The 21,209-nt window shown below is 63.3% G+C and carries 24 protein-coding genes, 2 tRNA genes and 1 pseudogene; 15 read left to right on the top strand and 12 right to left on the bottom strand.

Going from position 1 to position 21,209, the window contains the following annotated elements; translation table 11 throughout:
* The 6 genes from BG842_RS03505 to BG842_RS03530 all read left to right on the top strand — a co-directional run.
* Positions 1 to 1,319: heme-binding protein (locus BG842_RS03505; protein ID WP_069449697.1), on the top strand; the 1,319-nt coding region annotated here is incomplete at its 5' end.
* 305 nt (positions 1,320 to 1,624) lie between these two features.
* Positions 1,625 to 2,524, top strand: a complete 900-nt coding sequence (locus tag BG842_RS03510) for an acyltransferase (RefSeq protein ID WP_007976691.1) — start codon at positions 1,625 to 1,627, stop codon at positions 2,522 to 2,524.
* A gap of 39 nt (positions 2,525 to 2,563) precedes the next feature.
* Entirely contained in the window at positions 2,564 to 3,643 is a 1,080-nt protein-coding gene (locus tag BG842_RS03515; protein ID WP_069449698.1) for a sorbosone dehydrogenase family protein, read from the top strand.
* A gap of 73 nt (positions 3,644 to 3,716) precedes the next feature.
* Positions 3,717 to 4,010 carry a zinc ribbon domain-containing protein gene (locus tag BG842_RS03520; RefSeq protein ID WP_232423759.1) on the top strand — a complete coding sequence of 98 codons (294 nt, stop codon included), beginning with the start codon at positions 3,717 to 3,719 and terminating at the stop codon, positions 4,008 to 4,010.
* 35 nt (positions 4,011 to 4,045) lie between these two features.
* On the top strand, positions 4,046 to 4,765 hold the full coding sequence (locus BG842_RS03525) for a hypothetical protein (RefSeq protein ID WP_069449699.1): 720 nt from the start codon (positions 4,046 to 4,048) through the stop codon (positions 4,763 to 4,765).
* Positions 4,766 to 4,970: 205 nt separating this feature from the next.
* On the top strand, positions 4,971 to 6,128 hold the full coding sequence (locus tag BG842_RS03530; RefSeq protein WP_069449700.1) for a GAF domain-containing sensor histidine kinase: 1,158 nt from the start codon (positions 4,971 to 4,973) through the stop codon (positions 6,126 to 6,128).
* A gap of 117 nt (positions 6,129 to 6,245) precedes the next feature.
* Here the strand turns inward: BG842_RS03530 and BG842_RS03535 are convergent.
* A tRNA-Gly gene (locus BG842_RS03535) sits at positions 6,246 to 6,316 on the bottom strand.
* A 276-nt stretch (positions 6,317 to 6,592) separates the two neighbouring features.
* Here BG842_RS03535 and BG842_RS03540 point away from each other — a divergent pair.
* Positions 6,593 to 7,387, top strand: coding sequence for an NAD+ synthase (locus BG842_RS03540; protein WP_069449701.1), 795 nt, complete (start codon positions 6,593 to 6,595; stop codon positions 7,385 to 7,387).
* Between the two features lie 24 nt (positions 7,388 to 7,411).
* Here the strand turns inward: BG842_RS03540 and BG842_RS03545 are convergent, their stop codons facing one another.
* Positions 7,412 to 8,110, bottom strand: coding sequence for an enoyl-CoA hydratase/isomerase family protein (locus BG842_RS03545; RefSeq protein WP_069449702.1), 699 nt, complete (start codon positions 8,108 to 8,110; stop codon positions 7,412 to 7,414).
* 59 nt (positions 8,111 to 8,169) lie between these two features.
* Here BG842_RS03545 and BG842_RS03550 point away from each other — a divergent pair, with 59 nt between their 5' ends.
* The 7 genes from BG842_RS03550 to BG842_RS03575 all read left to right on the top strand — a co-directional run bounded on the left by BG842_RS03550 (position 8,170) and on the right by BG842_RS03575 (position 13,844).
* Positions 8,170 to 8,811: a hypothetical protein gene (locus BG842_RS03550; RefSeq protein WP_069449703.1), complete on the top strand. Its 642-nt coding sequence runs from the start codon at positions 8,170 to 8,172 to the stop codon at positions 8,809 to 8,811.
* A gap of 51 nt (positions 8,812 to 8,862) precedes the next feature.
* Positions 8,863 to 8,934 (top strand) — tRNA-Thr (locus BG842_RS03555).
* A 103-nt stretch (positions 8,935 to 9,037) separates the two neighbouring features.
* On the top strand, positions 9,038 to 9,697 hold the full coding sequence (locus BG842_RS03560; protein WP_069449704.1) for a TrkA family potassium uptake protein: 660 nt from the start codon (positions 9,038 to 9,040) through the stop codon (positions 9,695 to 9,697).
* Between the two features lie 647 nt (positions 9,698 to 10,344).
* On the top strand, positions 10,345 to 11,211 hold the full coding sequence (locus BG842_RS03565; protein WP_069449705.1) for a dihydrodipicolinate synthase family protein: 867 nt from the start codon (positions 10,345 to 10,347) through the stop codon (positions 11,209 to 11,211).
* A 213-nt stretch (positions 11,212 to 11,424) separates the two neighbouring features.
* Positions 11,425 to 11,676: a hypothetical protein gene (locus tag BG842_RS30980; protein ID WP_254662866.1), complete on the top strand. Its 252-nt coding sequence runs from the start codon at positions 11,425 to 11,427 to the stop codon at positions 11,674 to 11,676.
* Positions 11,673 to 13,250 (top strand): LEA type 2 family protein, encoded by a 1,578-nt coding sequence (locus BG842_RS03570; RefSeq protein WP_254662867.1) that lies wholly within the window; start codon positions 11,673 to 11,675, stop codon positions 13,248 to 13,250. The genes BG842_RS30980 and BG842_RS03570 overlap by 4 nt, the downstream gene beginning before the upstream one ends.
* A gap of 93 nt (positions 13,251 to 13,343) precedes the next feature.
* On the top strand, positions 13,344 to 13,844 hold the full coding sequence (locus BG842_RS03575) for a hypothetical protein (RefSeq protein WP_069449706.1): 501 nt from the start codon (positions 13,344 to 13,346) through the stop codon (positions 13,842 to 13,844).
* Between the two features lie 22 nt (positions 13,845 to 13,866).
* Here BG842_RS03575 and BG842_RS03580 read toward each other — a convergent pair whose 3' ends face one another.
* Complete coding sequence (locus BG842_RS03580; protein ID WP_254662868.1) at positions 13,867 to 15,603, bottom strand: PGF-CTERM sorting domain-containing protein; 1,737 nt, start codon at positions 15,601 to 15,603, stop codon at positions 13,867 to 13,869.
* A complete protein-coding gene (locus tag BG842_RS30985; protein WP_254662869.1) occupies positions 15,603 to 15,761 on the bottom strand; it encodes a hypothetical protein in 159 nt (52 codons plus the stop codon). The genes BG842_RS03580 and BG842_RS30985 overlap by 1 nt, the downstream gene beginning before the upstream one ends.
* 245 nt (positions 15,762 to 16,006) lie before the next feature.
* Here BG842_RS30985 and BG842_RS03585 point away from each other — a divergent pair, with 245 nt between their 5' ends.
* On the top strand, positions 16,007 to 16,477 hold the full coding sequence (locus BG842_RS03585; protein WP_069449707.1) for a hypothetical protein: 471 nt from the start codon (positions 16,007 to 16,009) through the stop codon (positions 16,475 to 16,477).
* Between the two features lie 29 nt (positions 16,478 to 16,506).
* On the opposite strand, the gene BG842_RS03590 is transcribed toward BG842_RS03585, so the two are convergent.
* The 8 genes and pseudogenes from BG842_RS03590 to spt4 all read right to left on the bottom strand — a co-directional run bounded on the left by BG842_RS03590 (position 16,507) and on the right by spt4 (position 21,146).
* Entirely contained in the window at positions 16,507 to 17,043 is a 537-nt protein-coding gene (locus BG842_RS03590; protein ID WP_069449708.1) for an XTP/dITP diphosphatase, read from the bottom strand.
* A 39-nt stretch (positions 17,044 to 17,082) separates the two neighbouring features.
* Positions 17,083 to 17,355 carry a DUF5808 domain-containing protein gene (locus BG842_RS03595; protein ID WP_069449709.1) on the bottom strand — a complete coding sequence of 91 codons (273 nt, stop codon included), beginning with the start codon at positions 17,353 to 17,355 and terminating at the stop codon, positions 17,083 to 17,085.
* Positions 17,356 to 17,536: 181 nt separating this feature from the next.
* A complete protein-coding gene (locus BG842_RS03600; RefSeq protein WP_069449710.1) occupies positions 17,537 to 19,153 on the bottom strand; it encodes a bifunctional N(6)-L-threonylcarbamoyladenine synthase/serine/threonine protein kinase in 1,617 nt (538 codons plus the stop codon).
* Positions 19,154 to 19,288 carry a 30S ribosomal protein S27ae gene (locus tag BG842_RS03605; RefSeq protein WP_007976639.1) on the bottom strand — a complete coding sequence of 45 codons (135 nt, stop codon included), beginning with the start codon at positions 19,286 to 19,288 and terminating at the stop codon, positions 19,154 to 19,156.
* Positions 19,288 to 19,611 (bottom strand): 30S ribosomal protein S24e, encoded by a 324-nt coding sequence (locus BG842_RS03610; protein WP_007976637.1) that lies wholly within the window; start codon positions 19,609 to 19,611, stop codon positions 19,288 to 19,290. Before BG842_RS03610 ends, BG842_RS03605 begins: the two co-directional genes overlap by 1 nt.
* A 77-nt stretch (positions 19,612 to 19,688) precedes the next feature.
* Positions 19,689 to 20,345, bottom strand: coding sequence for a hypothetical protein (locus BG842_RS03615; RefSeq protein ID WP_069449711.1), 657 nt, complete (start codon positions 20,343 to 20,345; stop codon positions 19,689 to 19,691).
* Between the two features lie 48 nt (positions 20,346 to 20,393).
* On the bottom strand, positions 20,394 to 20,945 hold the full coding sequence (locus BG842_RS03620; RefSeq protein WP_069449712.1) for a GTP-dependent dephospho-CoA kinase family protein: 552 nt from the start codon (positions 20,943 to 20,945) through the stop codon (positions 20,394 to 20,396).
* 4 nt (positions 20,946 to 20,949) lie between these two features.
* A pseudogene (gene spt4, locus BG842_RS27055) lies at positions 20,950 to 21,146 on the bottom strand (transcription elongation factor subunit Spt4).
* Positions 21,147 to 21,209: the final 63 nt, after the last annotated feature.

The following is a 21,209-nucleotide window of genomic DNA, read 5'->3' on the forward strand; positions in this document are numbered from 1 at the left end:
AGGCGGACCTGCTGGTCCTCCACTTCCGACCGACCGTCGCGGCCCTCGACACGGCGGAACGGGCCTTCGAGCGGACCGAGTTCGCGGACTTCACCGAACGGACCGACTCCTACACCTCCGTCACCGAGGTCGGGAGCTACACCTCCGACGAGATGGTGAAAGCGCCCGAGGACATCGAAGACACCGGCATGGCCCGCTACGTGGCGAGCAAACTCTATCCCGATATCCCGGACGCGGAGTTCGTCTGTTTCTACCCGATGAGCAAACGCCGCCTGCCGGAGGCGAACTGGTACGACACGCCGTACGACGAGCGCGCGGAGATGATGGCCAGCCACGGTGAAATCGGGAAGACCTACGCCGGAAAGGTCACCCAAATCATCACTGGAAGCATCGGGATGGAGGAGTACGAGTGGGGCGTGGACCTGTTCAGCAACGACCCGACGCACATCAAGGACATCCTGTACGAGATGCGCTTCGACGAGGCGAGTTCCCGCTTCGCGGAGTTCGGGTCGTTCTCCTTCGGACGGCGCTTCCCGCCGGAGGACCTCCCCGCGTTCATGGCGGGCGAAGAAATCCCGTCGCCCGAGGACGCACACCCGCACGGTGGCGCACACGGGGCCGCCGGACACGAGCACGGTCACGGGGACACCGAACATGAACACGGACACGCCGAACACGGCGAAAGCCACGGACACGGTGACGACGGAGCGGACAGCCCACACGGAACGGATGAAAAGGAGGCCGAAGGCATCCGCGGCGAACTCCAAGACCTCGACATCTACGCCGGACAGCCACACGGCGAGGACGTGTACTCCATCGTGCTGTACTCCGAGGCCGACGCGGACGAACTGTTCGGGGAGGTCGACGGCCTCCGGAAGAACTTCGACCACTACGACACGCACGTCAAGACGGCGGTGTACAAGGGAGACGAGCGCGCCGCAGTCGTGAGCATTTGGGACACCCAGAGCGCGGCCGAGACGGCGGGCGGCTTCCTCGCCGACCTCCCCGGAGTCGTCGCTCGCGCGGGCGAGGAGAGCGGCTTCGGCACGATGGGCATGTTCTACACCGTCAAGCCCGAACACCGCGAGGATTTCGTCGAGAAGTTCGGAACCGTCGGCGAAGTGCTCGCCGAGATGGACGGCCATTTCGACTCCGAACTGCTGTCGAACTACGAGGATGAAAACGACATGTTCATCGCCAGCCAGTGGCGCTCGAAGGACGACGCGATGGACTTCTTCCGAAGCGACGACTTCAGGAACACGGTTAGCTGGGGTCGTGACGTTCTGGCCGACCGACCGCGACACGTCTTCTTGGCGTAAGCGGGCGAACAGACGTTTTCGTTTTACACCGACTCGACGTCGATGCCCACCGACTGACGTTCGTCCCGCCGGTTCAGCCGAAAGGTGGCGGTCAACGGTTCGTCGGTCGAGGTGTGAAGGTTGGGCGAGAACGAATGGGTCCACGTTCCGAGTGACGAATATGGGCCACAAAGAACTCGATACCGTCTTTCGAATCACGGTTCGTATCGAAAATTCGAAGAGCGGGCACTCGCCGCCGCAACCAAAACCCCCTTCCCCACGGGTGGGTTATTAAGCGATAAGAAAATCGAGAGTGAAATAAGCCTATGACAAAGCGACACGTCACGCTCCCGGAGTCCGCTGAGGCGGGCGTACGCGGGTTCATCGACGAAGTGGACGAACGACTCGCAAGTGACGAGGACACGTGCAGGGTGGTAAAGGAGGTGCTCATCGACCTGCACGGCGACCGGGACGCCTACGAATCGTGGCAAAACGGCGAACCGGTGTCGAACGCCGAACGCGTACGCCTCCAGAGCTACGACCCCTGTAACTCGACGCTGGAGAGCGAATACTACGCCGAGAAGGACGAGGAGAAGTTCCGCACGTCCAAACACCTCCAGTGGCTCTGGCGGCAGTTCGACGCGACGCCGATGGCCGATAACGTCGAATTCGCCCTCCGATTCCGCGAGATGCTCGCCAACCACCTCTTCGAGGAGGCGGGCGACAACCTCCGAATCTTCAAGGGCGTCACGATGACCTACGGCCACAACATCTCCGTCGGCGACAACACGGTCATCCACGACGACGTGCACCTCGACGACCGCGGGAAGTTGACCATCGGGAACCGCTGTTCTATCAGCGACAACGTGCACATCTACAGCCACGACCACGACATCGTGGACCAGACGGACGTGACGAACTTCCACACGATAATCGAAGACGACGCGCGCGTGACCTACGACGCGATGGTGCGCGCCGGTATGAAGGTCGGCGAAGATGCCGTCGTCGGGGCGCGGTCCGTCGTCCAGAGTGATATTCCCGCCCATCACATCGCCGTCGGCACCCCCGCAAAGAGCATCAAGATCAAGCCGGGATGGGAGGACGAGGCCGCTCCGTTGGACGACGTTCCGCCGACGGAGAAGGAGTCGCGGCGCATCGACTACGAACTCCCGGAGGACTTCGAACCGTTCGACGAGTTCCAGCGACCCCTCGATTCGTCGGAGTAACCCGTATCGCTTTTCTCCGGTCAATCCGTCATGTGAGGTATGCGACGCCGCACGTACCTCCAATCGATGGCACTCGGTATCACGGGACTCGCCGGGTGTATTGACTCCCCTGGCCGGTCCACGGGAGCGACGACCACGAACGGGGAACGGGGGGTGCGTGTGAAGACGGTCGCCATGAACCTCGAAGTGCCGTGGGGTGCCGCGTTCTCGTCGAACGGCGACCTCTATTTCACCGAGCGACCGGGACGGATTCGTCGGATTCGGGACAACGACCACGAGATAATCGCCGACATGACGAACCGAATCGCGCACGTCGGCGAAGGTGGATTACTCGGCCTCGCGTTCCATCCGAAAAACGAGAATCTGGCGTACACCTACCAGACCTACGAATCCGGGGGAACGCTCCAAAACCGGGTCGTCCGCCACCGCGTCAGCGACGGATTCGAACGGGAGACGGTCGTTCTCGATGAAATTCCGGCGGCGTCCAACCACGACGGTGGACGACTGTTGATTCACGACGACGCACTATTCGTCACCACTGGAGACGCGTCAGACCGCCAACGGGCACAGGACGCGGACTCGTTGGCCGGGAAGGTCCTCAGGCTGACGTTGGACGGACGACCGCACCCGGATAATCCGTTCGACAACGAGGTGTTCACCTACGGCCATCGAAATCCGCAAGGGTTGGCGTTCGACGAGGGGACCCTATACAGCACGGAACACGGTCCTGACGTGAACGACGAAATCAACGTCCTCGAAGCGGGGAACAACTACGGGTGGCCCGACGTGACCGGGAAGAGCGACGAGTACGCGAACCCGATTGCGACCTACACGCCGACCATCGCACCCGGCGGAGCGACGTTTTACGACGGTCCGATATCACAGTGGAAGGGCGACTTCTTCTTCGGGTCGCTCGTGGATACGCACCTTCACCGGGTACGAATCGACGAGCGGAACGTGGTCGAACAAGAGCGTCTCCTCGACGGGGAGTACGGCCGTCTCCGGACGACCTTCACCGGACCGAAGGGGGACTTGTACGTCATGACGAGCAACCAAGACGGGCGCGCGTCGAACCCGGCACCACAGGACGACCGCATTCTCAAACTTCAGCCGGCGTAACCGCCGAAGTTCGTTCAGTTCAAAAACACTTCTGAATCCTGTCGTGCGAAGCTACCAAGTAGCATGGCGACGTATGTCATGGTATCCCATGAACGTCTGGGGGTGGATAATCCTGTACGTCGTCCTGTTCGTAGGCCTACAGCTCCTCATCTACCGATATCTCCGGAGTGAGGACGATTCACCGCTGTTCGCGTCCACACCATCCGGACCGGACGGGCGGGTTCCCGACGACATCCATCGGGAGAGCATCCTTGAGGAGTTCAACGAAAGTGACTCGGACAGACGCGTCTGTCCACACTGCGGTACGGAAAACGGTACCGAGTACACGTTCTGCCGGGAGTGTATCGGCCCGCTCGGCGTGTGGTAGTCACGCTTTTCCCGGCCGCACACCCACCGTGAGCCATGCCTCGCGCCGTCGCCATCAACGTCGCCGCTAACACGAACCAACCCGGCGTCCGCGGCCCGATATTCCCGGCCGGGGGGTTCGAGTACCTCCCGATACCGGAATCGGAGCCGACCGCTCGCTCCGTTCCGACGTACGCCGACCTCGATACCACCGCCGAACTGCCGAGCGGAGCGGAGGAACTCCCCGTTCACCTCGACCCGGAGTTCGCGGAGTACCCCTGCTGTGAACGCTACACCTACGGGGACCCCTTCGGCGTGAAGGCACGACCGTTGCTGTCGCTGACCGCGGGCGATTACGTCTTCTTCTACGCGACGCTCTCGACGGCCGGGGAGCCAAAGCGCGAGTGGATCGCACCGGAGTGGGGGACGTACATCATCGGCCAGTTTCGACTCGCGCGCGACCCGATTTCCGGCGAGGAGTTCGCGGAACTTCCGGCGGAGGCGCGGGCGACGTTCGAGAACAACGCCCACCTGAAGCGCGAGGAGTTCGACGCGGAGGTGCTGGTGGCGGGGAGCGAGGACGGGTCGGAACTCTACGAGACGGCGGTTCCGTTGAGCAGTCCCGAAGCGGGAGTGACGGCGAACCGAATCGTAACCGAACTGTCGAGCGATTCGGGAAAGGGTCCGTGGTGGCGACGACCCATGAAATTCGGGGACGACGAGACGGAGAAGTTGCTCACCATTCGACACGACGACGCCTTCGAACGCTGTTTTTGACGGCTCAGAAGAGCGGTACGGGTCGAAGCGAATGCTTTTATGACGATTGAATGTAAACGACCGGACAGAGAATCCAACAATCATATTTAAATTGTGATACTGGGAACGAGGTCATAACGGAGACCCGACCGATTCATCGACCGGCACCGAGTCTGTCGGTCCGCACGATGGTCGCAAGCGACCGACCAGACGGAGACACCGGAACATGGACAAGGACAAGCGAACCGAGCACGCGGGACTCGAAGCGGATTCGAAGCGGGACGACCGCGTTCTGACCGACATCTACCGCGTCATCACGGACACGGGACGATCGTTCGAGCGGAAGGTCGAAGCGCTGTTGGAAATCGGCCGCGACGTCCTCGGAACGGAGTTCTGTGCCCTCTCCGCCGTCGATGGGGAGGAGTACGTCTTCGAATTCGTCCACGACCCGACGGACGAGACGGAAGCGGGAGACGTCGTTTCCGTGGCGGAGACGAACTGTAAGCGTACCATCGACACCGAGCAAACGGTCGCCCTCGCCGACATCGCCGCCGAAGCCCCGGAAATGACGTCCCGCGCCGGGTTCACCGACATGGGCGTCCGCTGCTACATCGGAACGCCGGTCGTTATCGACGACGACGTGTACGGCACCGTCTGTTTTTACGACAATCAGAACCGCATCGAGGAGTTCACCCAGTGGGAAATCACGCTCGTCGAGCTCATCGGGAAGTGGATCGGCGACGAACTGGAACGCGACCGCCGCGAGGCGGAACTCACCCGACGGAGAAACCGCCTTGCGGAGTTCGAAACCACCGTCACGCACGACCTCCGGACCCCGATACACGTCGCGCAAGCCTACGTCGAGTTCGCCCGCAAGGAAAACGACACCGAGCACCTCGACGGCATCGAGGACGCGCTCGACCGAATCGAGGCACTCATCGACGACGCGCGTTCGCTCACCGACGACGAAGCGAACGACATCGACGCCACCGCGGTGGACCTCGAACACGTCGTCGTGGACGCGTGGGTGACCACCGCGAACGACACCATCACGTTGGAGGTCGAGGACGGACTCGAACCCGTCGTGGGGAGTCACAGCCACCTCCAACGGGCCTTCGAAAACCTGATTCGAAACACGGTCGAACACGCCGACACCGGTGCGACGATTCGCGTCGGCGCGCTCCCCGACCGCCCCGGGTTCTACTTCGAAGACGACGGCCACGAATTCTCCACCGACGAACACGGACAGGTGTTTCACCCCGACGGCACCGACGACGACACGAGACTCGTCACCGTCCGAGAAATTATCGACGCCCACGGCTGGTCGATTTCGGTGACGGACGGGACGAACGACGGCGTGCGATTCGAAATCGACGACGTGTAAAAGAGGATGCACCGACCGAGAGTTGAACTGGGCGAGACGACCTCGCTTCGCTCGGCTGCGACTCGCGTGCACAACGCCCGTGAGTGCATCCGCTCGTCACGTCCGTTCCTCGCAGAATGCACCGACCGGGAGTTGAACCCGGGCTATAAGCTTGGGAAGCTTATGTCCTGCCACTAGACCACCGGTGCTCATTGCATTCACACCGTGCCTTGCCTCACTTCGCTCGCCAAGACACCGGTGCACGGCACTCACTTCGTTCGTCCCGCGCACCGCGACTCGCAAATCCGAGGGATTTGCTCACCACCGGTGCTCTCGAACCCAAAATAGGTTCAACCGGACGAGAGCGAGCGGTTGCTTCGTTTTCCCTTTCATTCCGCGCTCACTTCAACGTAGCGTTTCGGACGTTCGTCCAGAAATACGACACGGAGGAGAGGTTTTAGTCGGCCGCGTTCCTACTGCCGTACATGATAGACCTCGAACTGTCGGACGAGGAACTCGACGCACGCCGCGACCACATCGTATCGTTCATCCGCGAGACGGTTGGGGACGCGGGAACCGAGTCGGCGGTCCTCGGCCTGTCGGGCGGCATCGACAGCACGTTGACGGCCTACCTCGCGGCGGAGGCGCTGGGAACGGAGAACCTCCACGGACTCGTCATGCCCGGCGCGGTGAGTCGGGAGGACAACATGAGCGACGCCGAATGGGTCGCGTCGGAACTCGAAATCACCTACGACGTGTTCGAAATCAACCCCATCGTGGACTCGTTCCTCGACGCCTACTCGGAAGCCGAGGGCGACCACATGGCGGTCGGCAACGCCCGCGCCCGAACCCGCGCGGTGATGAACTACCTCGTCGCCAACCACGAGGGGTCGGTCGTCCTCGGAACCGGCAACCGAACCGAGGCGCTGGTGGGCTACTTCACGAAGTACGGCGACGGCGCGGTTGACTGTCACCCCATCGGCAACCTCTACAAACAGCAGGTGCGCCAACTCGCCAAGCACGTCGGCGCGCCGGACGAACTCGCCGAAAAGGAAGCGACCGCGGGGCTGTGGGCGGGACAGACCGACGAGGAAGAACTGGGCATCGACTACGACACGCTCGACGCGATTCTGGCGCTGCACGTTGACGGACGGCTGTCGGTTTCGGCGACCGCGCGACAGGTCGAGGGCGCGACGGCGGACGACGTTCGACGCATCGGCGAGATGTACGACCGAAGCGAACACAAACGCGGCGTCCCGCCAGCGCCTGACCCGTTGTAGACCCTGTGTGGACCCGTTTTTCCGCTACTCGCGCCGCGCTGCGATATCGTCCGCGTTCGCCGCGACGAGATCGCCGAACGCCTCGGCTTCGCGGGCGAGTTGAACGTCCATGGACGACCGGTCGCGGACGCGACCTTTGACGACGCGGAGCGCGTCCGGGTCGTTCGCGGCGAGACGGTCGGCCACCTTCCGCGGTTGCGCTACGACGCGGGAGACGAGGCCCATCCGATGGGCGTCCTCGGCGGTCACGACGCGGCCGGTGAGCGCGAGGTCGAGCGCGTCGCCCATTCCAACTATTTCCGGGAGGCGGGTCGTACCGCCCCACGCGCCGAAGATGCCGAGGCGAACGCCCGGTTCGGCGAACGTCGCGTCGGGGGTAGCGACCCGCACGTCACAGGCCAACGCGAGTTCGACGCCGCCGCCGCGTGCCGCGCCGTCGATACCGGCGACGACGACGCTTTCTGCGCCTTCGATGTCGTTCGCCACGCGTTGTCCACTGGTAGCGAGTTCCGTCGCCGATTCGTCGTCCAATCCGGCCACCACGTCGAGGTCGGCACCCGCGCAGAAGGCCGTACCCGCGCCACGGAGGTAGACGACCGGTTGCGTCGCTTCCCGGACCGCCTCGGAGAAGGCATCCAACCCGTCGAGGGTGAGCGCGTTCCGCCGTTCCGGGCGGTCGATGGTAACGATTCTAATTTTCGGGTCGTCCGTGACGCGAATCATACCATCACGTTGGAGACGCTTTCCAAAGGTCTTTGGCGATTCCGTCGTAAGACCCGACAATGGAAGAGGCCGTCCGGGCGCGCGGAGCTGCGCGCGAGGCTATCGGAGACATCACGCCAGCGCATCTCCGCGACCACATCGACGGACTACTGGAGTCATCGACGGTCGTCCCGGGGGTGTTGACGCTACTGAGCGCGCGAGCGGTCGAGAGCGGTGCCAGCACCGGCGAGGTCGAAAACCGTGCCGCCGGAGTGCAACTCATCTACGAAGGATTGGGACTCACGCGGACGCTCGCACGCAACGAACCGTGGGACGGCGAACAGCCATACACGGAGAGCAACGTCGCCATCTTGGCCGCGGACGTGATGGTTTCGCGCGGATTTTCGCTGCTGGCCCGGACGGAGGCGGCCGACACGGCGGTTCGAACCGTCAAATCGTTCGGCCGGGACCAGACCGAACGCCGTGACGACCACGCACTCGAAACCGACGTGTTTGAACTCGCAATCGTCGCCGGAACGACGGCGACCGGCGGCGAAGTCCCGACGGGTATCCGCCGGTACGCGGAGCGACTCGCCACCTCGGTCGCCAACCGCGACTCGACGGAGATGCTCTTCGACGAGGCCGTGGACATACTGACGAAACTGTCGGGACGACGGCCGAACTGGCGCGACGAAACCACCTCGTCGGCCACCGACCCCTGACGCGAATCGAAACGCCTAAACCCGGTTCGGCGTGTAGAAATTAATACCCGCGCCTGGGTAGCTTAGCGGTAAAGCGCGTCCTTGGTAAGGACGAGAGCCCGGGTTCAAATCCCGGCCTAGGCTTTCTTCGAATTCAGTTCGTGAGCGGTGGCTTTCACTCCGAGAAAACTCCTCTATTCACATCTCTGACACCAACGTTTTTGCCCCTGCCGTGCCATTCATTCCCATGCGATTTATTATCGTCGGGTCCGGTCGCGTGGGGCTCCGAACCGCCCGGGTTCTGACCGAAGAAGGGCACGAAGTCGTTATCGTCGACGACGACCCGGACAGGGTGGAACGGGCGCGTGACAAGGGATTCACCGTCACGGAGGGAGACGGGGTGAAAGAAGACGCTCTGGTGGACGCCGGTCTCGATACCGCGGACGCCATCGCGGGGTTGACGGGGGACCTGAACGTCAACTTCGCGGCCTGCATGGTCGGCAAACACCACGGCTGTCGGACCGTCATGCGCATCGACGAGGACTACCGGGCGGACATCTATCACAAGTACGCGGACGACGTGGACGAGGTGATATACCCCGAGCGCCTCGGAGCAGCGGGGGCGAAAACGGCGCTGCTCGGCGGCGACTTCGACGTCATCGCCGACCTGACCGAGAACCTACAGTTGACGACGATGACGATTCCGAGCGAATCGCCGCTCGTCGGAACGCGGGTGCACGCCGTGGAGTTGCCTACCGACGCACGGATTTACGCCCACGGCCGTGACCGAGAGCGGATGACGATTCCGCTACCGGGAACCAAAATCGAAGGCGGTGACCGCGTGGCGCTCATCGCCGCCCGGGACGCGCTCCCGGACGTGCGCGAACGGCTGCAGGCGACCGCTTGAGCGACGTTCGACGTATCCGTTTTCGAACAGCGTGACTATCCGAGGATCGGACCTATCCGAGCGGAAGAGACGCGACCATCGGTGACCCGCCATCCACGGCGACACCGCTCGGCGGGGAATCACCAACGAAGCGAAAAACGATTGGGCAGCGCGGGGTTCTAGGGTCGTCCGGGACGAGAACTTTCGTGGGGGGGTTGGTGACACTGTAACGGGAAGCCAACCCGTCGCCAGAGCCCCCGGCCCCGCCGGGAGACCCACCGCGAGACTGCGACACGCTTCGCGCCCGAGCCGTCGGGCGCAACTGTACGAATGGCCGGACACCTCTTTGTTATGTGCCGTTTGCCCGGGGGACAGGAATCCTTTGCCCCAATCAGGACGCGGCTACGACGGCGAAGGTACTGCCTACGACGGGTGAAAACATCGCGTCGGACGAAAGGGGGGAGTGCCGAGCGGAGGGTGTGGGAGAGCGGGGTGCAGGGTGGGTGTGGGTGGTGTGTGCCGGGCGCGCGGAGTGGGAGGATGGGAGAGAGGGTGTTGTGCGCGCCCGTTCGCGGATGGGTTCGGTGATAACTTAAAACCGCGTCAGACGGCCGTATGCCTCTACCGCGACCCTCGAATTCATACGGTCGCCGCGAGAGGTGATAGCCATGCACGGAACTGGTGTGCCACTGTTGACGCCGTTCGACGAGGAAGGTGCCTTGCAGGAGGACGACCTCCGGGAACTCGTCGCGTGGGTCGAAGAACGGGGCGTCGATTTTATCGTCCCCTGCGGGTCGAACAGCGAGGCCGAACTGATGAGCGTCGAGGAACGCGCTCGCGTGGTCGAAATCGTCGCGGAAGAGGCCGACGTGCCGGTTCTCGCCGGAACCGGTCACCCCGGATTCCGCGAAACGCTCCGCCAGACGACCCTCGCGGCGGAAGCAGGTGCCGACGCCGCGCTCGTCGTCACGCCCTTCTACTACGGCCACGACGAGGACACGATGGTCGAGTACTATCGCTCGGTGGCCGACGAGAGTCCGCTCCCCGTATACCTCTACAGCGTTCCGGCGTACACCAACGTCTTCCTGTCGCCCGAATCAGTCGGCGAACTCGCCGGACACGAGAACATCGCCGGGATAAAGGATTCGAGCGGGAACCTGACGCGACTCCAGCGGGAACGCGCCCGCACGGAGGACGACGATTTCGACCTCCTCGTCGGGAGCGGGAGCGTCTACGCCGCCGGACTCGACGCCGGTGCCGACGGCGGCGTCCTCGCATTGGCGAACGTCGCACCCGAGCGGGCCAGCGAAATCTACCGGCTTCACCGAGGCGGTCACGACGGACAGGCGCGGGGGTTGAACGCCAGTCTCGTCGAGTTGAATCGGGCGGTCACGAGCGAACACGGCGTCCCCGGAGCCAAGACGGCAATGCGCGAACGCGGAGCACCCGCCGGGGAGCCGCGACGTCCGCATCGCCCCGCCTCCGAGGAGGTTCGAGCGGAGGTCGTCGAACTCGTCCGCGCCGCCGAACGCTGACCGCGAAGCGAGGTTTCACGCCGAGAGTTTCGGTACGTGTGGCGACAGTTTTCGGTGGAGTGCCCGGGAGAAAAGAGACACGAATCTGATATAAGAAGAGACGAAGCTCAGCCTTCGTATGGATAATTACAGGTAAACTTACTTGGTGGTGGGTGCGAATTGACCCCATAATGAACTGTATATCAAAAGATACATTACGGGGATTGAACGACGATGGCGGTTCGTAGCCTCGTCGGAAAACTGGTCGTGGCCGTGTTGACTCTCTTCGTCGTGACGGCGGGCGGGGTCGGCGTCGCGCTCACGTCCGGAATCGTGACGGTCGGCCAACCGACCGTCGAGAACGTCCAGACCGACTGGGGTGCCGTCACCGCCAAAACGACGGAAATTCGGACGGACATCGCGGTGAACAACCCCAGTTCGGTCGGCGTACCGAAGGGGCGGACCTCGATTACGAAGTCGGGATGAACGAGGTGACGGTCGCCACGGGAACGGTCGAGAACCTCGGCCTGCCATCCGGAAAATCGACGGTTTCGATGACGACCCGCATGGACAATCGAAAGATACCGGCGTGGTGGGCGACCCACATCAACAACGGCGAGAAGACGACGGTCAGCGTCCGACCGTCCATCAGCGTCCCCATGTTCTCGAAGGACCTGCCCGCGGAGAAGCGAGCCTTCGAAACCGACCTGCTGAGCGCGTTCGACAGTAACAAAACGCGGACGATGACCGCCGGAAATCGGGAAATCCTTCGGGTCACGAAGACGGAAGCGTCGTGGGGGCACGCGACGACGGAGACGACGCCCCTGAACGTCAACGCGACCGTCGAGAATCCGACCAGCGGCGAGGTCGTCTTCTCACAGCTCGGCTACACCATCACGATGAACAACGTGACCGTCGCCGACGGAACGACCGACGACGAAGTGCACGTCGAACCCGGCCAGACGACCTCGTTCGGCATCGATTCGACGTTCGACAACGGCAAGCTGCCGGAGTGGTGGCAGAGCCACATCGAGAACGGCGAAAAGACGACGATGGACGTGCAGTTCTACGCGGTCGTCCACGAGAATGGGACGGCACAGAAGGTCGGACTCCCGTTCATGAGCAAGCGCATCGTGTTCACAACCGACGTGCTCGGCGGCGGGAAGACGACGACGAAGGTCGTGCCACGGAACGAAGCGCAGTCGTTCGCCCCGCCGGAACTCCAGTCGGTTTACAGCGAGTGGGTCGTCCCCGACGAGGGGAACACCGGCGTTCGAACCCACGCGTCCGTGACCAACCCGAACGAACCGGGGTCGGTGTTCGCCGAACACCTTTCGGTCGATGCGAGATACCGCGTGCTGATGAACGACGTGCCGCTGGTCGACGGTAAGACGAGCTGGGATATCGGACCGGGGAAGACCGATATCAATCTCACCGGAGAGATCACCGACGAGAAGATACAACGGTGGTGGGCCACGCACGTCAATAACGGCGAGAAGACCGACCGCGTGGTCGAGCGCGACGTGACGGTCGATGCCGGATTCGCCCGCCTCCCCGTCGGTGGGAAGGCCGACCGCGGAACCATCCGAACTGACATGCTCGGGCCGGTTGACTCGGAGTCGAGTCAGACGTTCTCGGTCGCGGGACGACCGATCGGACGCATCGAGGACATACGGGCGGACTGGGGCCACGCGACGATGGATGAAACGCCCATCGAGGCGTCGGCGACGGTGAAAAACGACCGGAGCGAGTCCGTTCGCGTCGTCGAAATCGGCTCCCGGATAACGATGAACGGTATCGTCCTCTCGGACGAATCGACGGCGAAGAACGTCGAAATCAGTCCGCACAGCGAGACGACGATTCGGGACACGGTGGCACTAAACAACGCGAAACTCGGCCCGTGGTGGAAGACCCACCTCCGCCGCGGCGAGGAGAGCACGCTCGAAGTCAGCTACTACGTCGTCGTCGAATATCGCGGCCACACGCAGCGAATCGCTCTCGACTCGCTCAACTACCGGAAGACGGTGCGAACGAACGTCCTCGGAAACGCGTCGGCCTGAGGATACCCGATTTCATTTCGTGCGTTCGGTTCTGCCCGAACCCATGGTATAAGCTGACATAATTTATTAGTTGTCGACGGTCGAGGTATTCGTATGCCTTCGAGGCGAGACGTGTTAACAACCATCTCGGCGTGCGCCGCCGGTGGGGCTCTCGCTGGCTGTTCCGCGCTCGCCGCCGTCGGCGGCTACGTCGAGAAGAAGGAGATAACGGGAACGCGACGGCAGAACGAGGGGTTACGCGACGAGACGGTCATCAGCGTGGAGTTGAGCGAGTTGGCCGACGACCCCATCGTCAGCGTCGCCGAACGGTGGGTCGAGCGGTTCCCCGACCCGAAGCGATTGCGGATTTCGGAGACGTTCGACGACCGCTTGCGCGACGAGTACGAGAGCCTCGGCTACGTCGTGGGCGTGTGTAGCCCGGACTGGTCGAGCGGTTCGGATTCCGTCGGGTGCTACACCGCGCCGACGGGACGCGACGATTTCAATCGGGCGCAAGTCGGTGACCGCGTGCGAGCCAGCTACTCGAACTCGAAGATACGAATCCGTAGCAACGAAGGAACGTGGGACGCAAGCGGCCGAAAAAAGCGGACGTAGTTTCGTTCAGTCGGGAGTCGAATCAGTCGCGGCGCGCGAGCAGCGCCGCACCGGCGAGGGCGACGACTGCAATTCCGACGCCGAAACCGGGCTGACCGGATTCGCTCGCGGACTTCGTTTCCTTTCCGTTCGCCTGCTGCACGCCGAGATACGTCGCGGCGTCTTCGGTGTCCATCGAGGGGAACTCGCGGTCCCACTCGCCGGCCATGTGAATCTCGGTGTCGGCGTTGGCGACGGCGAGCGCGCGAACGTCTTCCTTCGAGGCGTTCTCACCGACGAGACCCGTCACGTGGACGTAGGTCGTCGTCGTGTCGTTGTTCGTCCGACCGACGATGCTGGCGACCTCCGTGTCGCCGTAGGAGTCGCCGAGCACGTCGGCGAAGGCGGTCATGTTGTCGAACTTCGCGCCACCTTCGAGGGTGACGGTCCCGGACTCGACGTCCACGTCCATGCGAGCGGACTGGAAGTCGCTACTTCGGAACGCCTTCACCAGTTCCGACCCGCCGGAGGTCGCTTTCGAGGACCCGAACGAGGAGAGCATCGAGTCGGTCACCTTCGAGAGCATCTCCTTCTGCTTCATCTCGACGGAGCCGCGCGCGGTCACCTCGTCGCCGTTCGACTCGACGTGGAGCGTCACCGACGAGCGTCCCAGTTCGATGTCACGGTCCTTCAGCTCCTGAACGTACGCCCTCCAGTTCTTGCTGTCGTAGTGAACCTCGGCCGTCACGGTGGTCGTTTCCGAGGAGGGGTGGGTCGCTTCGGCGGACCACTCGACCGTCTGTTCGAGATTCGCCGCCTGCTGTGCTTCGAGCGTCTTTTTCATTCGGTCGATGTTCTGGCCGTTCATCGACGACGCGTTCGTGTTCCCTGCCACTTCGAGCGCGGCGAGCGCGGCGGCATCGTAGTTCTCGACCTCGACGTCCCAGCTGAGCTTCATCGTACCGTCGTGCTGGTTCAGTCCGAACGTCACGTGGTCGATCCGCATCTTCTCGATGTCCTCGGAGAGGGAGTCTATCTCCTCGTCGGAGAGCGAAACCTGCTGTGAGGACTTCAGGCTCTGTGCGATGGACTGTGCGATGGCGTCCTTGAGGCCGGTGAACTCGACGTGGTACTGGATGTCGAGCGTCGGCTTGACGCCCGATTCGTCGTACTCGTAGCTGTCGATGGTCACCGTCGCGGAGCCGCCGTTTTGCGTCGCAACGGAGGCGTACTGGGATTTCAAGTGTTCCTTCGCGTTCTCACGGCTATCCCACGAACTGGACATGTACGGCGAAATCGCACCGCTTTGGGTGCCCTTCAGGACGAAGCCGTTCTCCGTCTCGCGGAGGTCGTATTTCAGTTCCTTGTCGGCACCCGCCGCCATGGCCGAGGACACCGTTCCCGACCCCTTCGTGCTGAACGAGTCGGCGGTGACCGTCACGTGACCCTCGGTGTTCACGGAGTTGAGCATGGACAGCGAGGAACCGCTGTCGAACGTCGCGTCGAGCGAGAGGTCGCCCGTCGATGTTTGCTCGTTCTGCTTGCTGTTGACGTCGAGCGTGAGGTCGGAAATCGAGTCGGGGCGGTTGGCGGTGAGCGACCCGTTTCCGCTGTAGCCGTCCGGCGTCATCACGAGCGACGCCACGGCGTCCATGTCCGACTCGGTTTCGTCGGTGGCGAGGATGTGAACGAGACCGGTCGTCACGTTCGCTCCGAACTCCATGGTGCCGTTCCCCGAATTCGAGTTGTTGTAGGCGAGAACCGCGTCGCCGTTCTCCATCACGGAGATAGAATCGGCGGGGTCGGCACTGTTGGAGAGCGTTCGTTGCTGGGGGACTGCGGCCCGGTAGTCGGTCCGGTCGCCGCAACGGGGGCAATGAGTAACACCAGTACCTGCTCGAGGGCGAGGACGGTGTACTTCGATACGTTCCGTACCATTAAGTTATCATTCTGTGGAAATGTTAAAATACTTCTGCTATGTCGAATCGTTGCGGTACGGCACCGCTTCTCGTGAATCAGGATGTCCGACATGACTCAGCGGAGGAGTATCACGGAGAGACCCACACCAGTTTTCCCGTTCGGGACCTCACGTCGAATCATGACGTGGCGAGAACTGTTCGAGCGGGCGGCAGGGGCCGAAACCGATGTCGAAACGATTCGGGAAACGCTCGCGGAGCGACGCGATGAGTGACCCGCATCCCGCCCGCCTCGCGGTCGATGCGGACGTGTTGGCGGCGGACGTGTTAGTCGGCGGCGACGCCCGCGACGCGATGGACATCGTGCGCGGCCACTCGTGGGTCGAACTCGTCGCCAGCGACGACCTCCTTTCCGACGCCGAAGCCGTCATCCGCGAACTGGCGGACGACGACCTCGCAAGCGACTGGCGCGAACGAATCGAGGACCTCCGAATCCGCGTCGAGCAGACGCCCGGCGACCACCCCGCGCTCGCCAGCGCTCACGCCGGAAACGCGGCGCACATCCTCTCCTACGACGATTCGTTGCGGAGCGCGAAGACCGGGAGCGCGCTCCAAGGCCGGATTCCGGTCAGCGTGAAGCGTCCCGACGGGTTCGTGACCCTGTTCGACCCCGAAAGCCTGTACAACGTGGTAGTGGGTGGGAAGTACCCCGGCCCGGACGAAGACGCTCGGGAGTAGCTCACGTCGGCCGGAAGAGAACGGGTTCGTTACTGCTCTGCCAACCAGTCCGCGAACTTCGCCAGCGCGCGCCCACGGTGTGAGATGGCGTTCTTCTCTTCCGTGCTCATCTCGGCGAGCGTCTTGCCCTCGTGTTCGAAGATGGGGTCGTAGCCGAACCCGCCGTCGCCGCGCGGCGCGACGAGCGTCCCCGGAACCGCGCCGGAGAAGGTCTCCGCGTTCTCGCCGTCGTAGTAGGCGACGACGCAGCGGAAGTGCGCGCGGCGGTTCTCCTCGCGCTCCGCGAGTTGCCAGACGCGCTCGACGCCGAGCGTGTCCTCGACGTAGGCCGAGTAGGGTCCCGGGAAACCGCCGACGGCGTCGATGAACAGGCCCGCGTCGTCCACGACGATGGGTCCCTCGCCGCCCGTCTCCTCGAACGCCTCGCGCGCGCCGTGGAGCGCGATTTCGGCGAGGTCGTCGCTCTGGACCTCCGTGTAGTCGTAGTCGATTTGACGAACGTCGTCGTTCAGATACTCGCGCGCCTCGCGGACCTTACCCTCGTTGCCGGTGACGAACCGAATCATACGCGAGAGAGAGTCGCGCGGGGAAAAAGAAGCGTCGAATCAGTCGTCGTCGACGATGACTTCGACGGGCTCGTTTTCGGATTCCGTCTCGGCGCCCTTGTTGCTCTCCATCCAGAACATGAGTCCGGCGACGGCGAGGATGACCCACGAGCGCCAGTTGGCGAGGTTGAGCGTGTAACCGATGCCGAACGGCTTTTCGACCAACATTCCCTCGCCGGGCTTCCAGTAGGCCGAAAGCATTCGGCCCATGCTGGGTCGTTCGAAGTTGTACGGGACACCGAAGAGCGTACCGGAGGTTTCCTTGTCGGACATGTGATAAACATGGGCCGCACCTATTATAGCATTTGGGGCATTGGATTGGAAGGGTTGCGCGGACGCTACGGTGCGTTCGCCAACGGAGAGAATCGAGGCAGACAGCGATGAAGACGGACACAACGGGACGGTAATTGCGAATGGAAATCAGACGCGGGAAGTTTCGGCGCAAAAACCGGCGCTACTGATACCGACCGCGGCCTTCGATTTCGCGCAGTTGGTCGAGCACCGCGTCGTCGCCCGCCTCCTCGTAGGCCGATTCGAAGGCGCGCTGGAGTTCCGCGGCGTCGTCGGCAGTCCCGGCGAGGCTCTGGCTGAAGACGTGCAGGTCCATCGCGTAGTCCTCCACGTCGTCCGAGTAGTAGCCCAAGCCGAAGTCGATGACGTAGGTGCGGTCGGCGGAACAGCGGAGGTTCCGCGTCGTCGGGTCGCCGTGGACGATGCCGTTTCGGTGAAGGGTTCCGAGGTGCCGACCCACGTCGCGCACCCGGTCGGCGGTGAGTTCGTCCCGGAGGTCGGCGTCGCCGACGTGCTCGAGCTCGATGGCCGACTCCACGAGGTCGACGTCGTAGACGACCGGCGTCGGGACGCCCGCACGCCGCGCGTCGCTGGTGAGACGCGCTTCGAGCGTCGTCCGCTCCTTTCGAAGCGTCGCGTCGAGCGTCGGGTGGCGGTAGGATTTCGGCGTCCGGCGCTTTTCCACGCGCTCCGGGCCGATGTCCACCGTCGCTTCCGCGCCGCGAACCTCGTCGGGAACGTCGGAACGGAAGGCGTCGGCTTCCCTCCCGCGCCACGTGACGGACACCTGGTCCGGGCGGAAGTTCGAGTCCACGGCCGAGTCCGCGACGGGAATCGTATCGCCCGCCGCCAGCATCTCCGCGCCGAGGACGGCTATCATCCCGGCGTTGTCGCTCAAAAATCTCGGTTCCGGGGCGTAGAATTCCGCGCCGCGCTGCTCGCACATCTCGGCGAGCATCTCGCGGAGGCGTGCGTTGTTCCCCACGCCGCCGCCGAGGACGAGTTCGTCCCGATCGGTCAGCGAGAGGGCGCGTTCGGCCACCTCCGTCAGCATGGCGAAGATGTTCTCCTGCAGCGAGAAGCAGACGTCTTCGACGGCGTGGCCGTCGTCCACGGCTTGCTTCGCCGCGCTCATGATGCCCGAAAACGAGAAGTCCATCCCCTTCACGACGTAGGGCAGGTCGATGTACTCGCCGTCCTTCGCGGCTTGCTCGACCTTCGGCCCGCCGGGATGAGACCACCCGACGTGGCGGGTGAACTTGTCGATGGCGTTGCCGACGCCCGTGTCCATCGTCTCGCCGAGGACGCGGTACCGACCGTTTCGGTAGCCCAAGACGTGGGCGTTGGCACCGCTCGCGTTCAGACAGACCGGGGAGTCGAAGCCCGAGCGTTGCCGCCCGATTTCGAGGTGGGCGACCATGTGATTCACGCCGACGAGCGGAACGTCCAACGATTGCGACAGGGCGCGCGCTGCCGTCCCGACGATGCGCAGACACGGGCCGAGTCCCGGCCCCCGCGAGAAGGCAACGGCGTCAACGGGCGACACCCGTTTGCTCGATGAGCTTCGGTCATCGGCGTCGATGTCCTCGGCCGCCTCGTTCAACGTCGTCTCGATGACGCGCGGAATCGCATCGCTCATGTGTTCCGCGGCTTCGCGCGGATGAATGCCGCCGCTCTCGGGTTGATAGGCGTCAGTTTCGATAAAAACCGCATCCGTCTCAGAATCGAAGAGAGCCGCGCTGGCCGCCCACGCGGTCCCTTCGACGCCGAGAATTCGCATTTACTTCCACTCGGTGTAGCTGCACTTGCCGCAGTGAAGCCGGTCGCCGTGGTCCGCGAGGAACGAGTCGCCACAGCGCGGGCACTGCTCGCGCTCGGTCGTACCGTCGTCGTTGTAGAGTTCGTGTCGCGGCATTATTCAGCCTCCTCGGCTTCCGGTTCCGCCTCACCTTCGGAGTCGGCCGTGATCTTGTTGCGTTCGAGCATGTAGTCCTGCTCGATGTCTCGGGCGTGTTCGGAACTGTCGTAGACCTTCGCGTAGCCGACGGTCTTGCGCATGCCGAACTTGGTGTTCATCTCGTGAACGACCACTTCGTCGGCGTTCTTGTCGAGTTTCGCCGCGAGGCTGTCGCGGACGGAGAGACGCGACGGCGTTGCCTCGTCGTGAACGATCTGGAACCGCACTTCAGTCCGGTGGAGCATTGGGTTTTGCTCCTGTGAGAGGATTTCGACTTCCATGTGTAACACTCAGTTATAGTGTTCTTCTCCCCGAAGCGTGTAAAAGGATTTCGAAGTGGGCGATTCCACCGACGGAATCACAGCGGGAGCCACGGCGAGCGAAGGTCCCGATTGGGAAAGTGCCACCGCTCCTCTCGCCCCGCATCGACCCGGTACTCGACGATTCCGTCGAACAGCGGCGCGAGGGTACCCACGAGTTCGTGGTCGTACGGCCGCGGAAGGACGTAGTGTCCCATCCCGTTCGCGCCGCGGACTTGTCCGCCGACGATGCCGAGGAACTGCCGAACGAGCGTCGGGTCGTAGCGCGTCAACATCGACGCCAGCGAGTCGAGGCCGAAACGAAGTTCTCCCGGTCGGAAACCGCCCGAAACGTCGAACGACGTTATCGCCTCCGAGATAGAACAGGTGAGTTCGCGGACACCCGAATCGACGTGAACGACCGGGGATCGAACGTGCGGCGGCATCGCGTCCGTGTCGTGTGCAATAACGGTCGCAGTTTCGTCGAGCGCCGCCTCCGGGAGCCGTTCGTACACCGTCGTTCTGGGCGTCCCGGACAGGACCGCGACCCGGAACCGCCGCTCGTCCGAGTCGCCGAACAGTTTCCGGCTCGCCGCCGACAGCACGGCGTCCGGGACGGAACCGACCAGGAGGAGGTTACACCCCTGCAGCTTTAACTGCTGGAGCGTCCGAGCGAACTCGGTCGCAACCACCTCGTCAGTTTCACGCCCATCCATCGTGATACAATAGTGAGAGTCATCCCATAAACCGTTTCGGCTTGCTAGCTAGCGACAGTCCGCGTAGCCGACGAGCGAAAACAGTCGCTCCGTCTCGCCGTCCATTCGAGCCAGCAAGTCGGCGACCTCGGCCTGCAACTCGGGTGAAACCCGCGCCAGCACCATTCCTTCATCGGGTTGTCCGTAGACGACGCTCGCACCCGTCGGGACGGCGAGAACAGCGGGAAGCGCCGCGAGGTCCTCCTCGCCCTCCACGACGAGGACCGTCGGGTCGGCCGCCTCGATGGCCGCGACAAGGGCCGTGAGGAGGTCGTCCGTGAGGACGCCCGCCGGGTTCTCGACCGTCACATGTCGGGCGTCGTCGCTGACCGCCTCGCGCACTTCGGGGGCGACGCGCTCGCGTTTCGTGATGCCATCGACGAGCGCGACGTCCGGCGTGACGCCCGCCGATTCGAGGTGGTAGGTAACGACGTCGCCGACCGCGACGATGGGCGTCTCGGCTGTTTCGAGCAGTCGCTCCGCGTCGGTGAAAATCGGTCCGAGTGGCTCCTTTAACTCGCCGCGCAACGCGCGCGGGAGCGAGACGACGGTTTCGGTCACGAGTCTATCTGACTTTCAGTGCGTAGCTACCCGGCTTCGTGACTTCCATCTCCTGCCCGATTTCGCTCTTCTCGGGTGGGCGATGGAGACGTAGCCGCTCCAGTCCTCGGTGAGGCTGGTGGAGTTGCAGATCGGACAAATTTCCTCGTCCGCTTCGACGACGGCGTGACAGTCGCGGCAGGCGAGTCGGTTGCTTGCCATGGTTATTCACTCTCCGTCGTCGCGTGACGTTTCTGTCGGTCTTCTTTCAGCCAGCCGTGCTTT

Source organism: Haladaptatus sp. W1, assembly GCF_001723155.1.
Classification (GTDB): domain Archaea; phylum Halobacteriota; class Halobacteria; order Halobacteriales; family Haladaptataceae; genus Haladaptatus; species Haladaptatus paucihalophilus.

What these genes read in the sequence shown, in the direction of transcription:
- BG842_RS03510 (WP_007976691.1), top strand. Translation starts at nt 1,625, where the DNA reads ATGACAAAGCGACACGTCACGCTCCCGGAGTCCGCTGAGGCGGGCGTA.
- BG842_RS03515 (WP_069449698.1), top strand. Translation starts at nt 2,564, where the DNA reads ATGCGACGCCGCACGTACCTCCAATCGATGGCACTCGGTATCACGGGA.
- BG842_RS03520 (WP_232423759.1), top strand. Translation starts at nt 3,717, where the DNA reads ATGTCATGGTATCCCATGAACGTCTGGGGGTGGATAATCCTGTACGTC.
- BG842_RS03525 (WP_069449699.1), top strand. Translation starts at nt 4,046, where the DNA reads ATGCCTCGCGCCGTCGCCATCAACGTCGCCGCTAACACGAACCAACCC.
- BG842_RS03530 (WP_069449700.1), top strand. Translation starts at nt 4,971, where the DNA reads ATGGACAAGGACAAGCGAACCGAGCACGCGGGACTCGAAGCGGATTCG.
- BG842_RS03540 (WP_069449701.1), top strand. Translation starts at nt 6,593, where the DNA reads ATGATAGACCTCGAACTGTCGGACGAGGAACTCGACGCACGCCGCGAC.
- BG842_RS03545 (WP_069449702.1), bottom strand. Translation starts at nt 8,110, where the DNA reads ATGATTCGCGTCACGGACGACCCGAAAATTAGAATCGTTACCATCGAC.
- BG842_RS03550 (WP_069449703.1), top strand. Translation starts at nt 8,170, where the DNA reads ATGGAAGAGGCCGTCCGGGCGCGCGGAGCTGCGCGCGAGGCTATCGGA.
- BG842_RS03560 (WP_069449704.1), top strand. Translation starts at nt 9,038, where the DNA reads ATGCGATTTATTATCGTCGGGTCCGGTCGCGTGGGGCTCCGAACCGCC.
- BG842_RS03565 (WP_069449705.1), top strand. Translation starts at nt 10,345, where the DNA reads ATGCACGGAACTGGTGTGCCACTGTTGACGCCGTTCGACGAGGAAGGT.
- BG842_RS30980 (WP_254662866.1), top strand. Translation starts at nt 11,425, where the DNA reads ATGGCGGTTCGTAGCCTCGTCGGAAAACTGGTCGTGGCCGTGTTGACT.
- BG842_RS03570 (WP_254662867.1), top strand. Translation starts at nt 11,673, where the DNA reads ATGAACGAGGTGACGGTCGCCACGGGAACGGTCGAGAACCTCGGCCTG.
- BG842_RS03575 (WP_069449706.1), top strand. Translation starts at nt 13,344, where the DNA reads ATGCCTTCGAGGCGAGACGTGTTAACAACCATCTCGGCGTGCGCCGCC.
- BG842_RS03580 (WP_254662868.1), bottom strand. Translation starts at nt 15,603, where the DNA reads ATGGAGAACGGCGACGCGGTTCTCGCCTACAACAACTCGAATTCGGGG.
- BG842_RS30985 (WP_254662869.1), bottom strand. Translation starts at nt 15,761, where the DNA reads ATGGTACGGAACGTATCGAAGTACACCGTCCTCGCCCTCGAGCAGGTA.
- BG842_RS03585 (WP_069449707.1), top strand. Translation starts at nt 16,007, where the DNA reads ATGAGTGACCCGCATCCCGCCCGCCTCGCGGTCGATGCGGACGTGTTG.
- BG842_RS03590 (WP_069449708.1), bottom strand. Translation starts at nt 17,043, where the DNA reads ATGATTCGGTTCGTCACCGGCAACGAGGGTAAGGTCCGCGAGGCGCGC.
- BG842_RS03595 (WP_069449709.1), bottom strand. Translation starts at nt 17,355, where the DNA reads ATGTCCGACAAGGAAACCTCCGGTACGCTCTTCGGTGTCCCGTACAAC.
- BG842_RS03600 (WP_069449710.1), bottom strand. Translation starts at nt 19,153, where the DNA reads ATGCGAATTCTCGGCGTCGAAGGGACCGCGTGGGCGGCCAGCGCGGCT.
- BG842_RS03605 (WP_007976639.1), bottom strand. Translation starts at nt 19,288, where the DNA reads ATGCCGCGACACGAACTCTACAACGACGACGGTACGACCGAGCGCGAG.
- BG842_RS03610 (WP_007976637.1), bottom strand. Translation starts at nt 19,611, where the DNA reads ATGGAAGTCGAAATCCTCTCACAGGAGCAAAACCCAATGCTCCACCGG.
- BG842_RS03615 (WP_069449711.1), bottom strand. Translation starts at nt 20,345, where the DNA reads ATGGATGGGCGTGAAACTGACGAGGTGGTTGCGACCGAGTTCGCTCGG.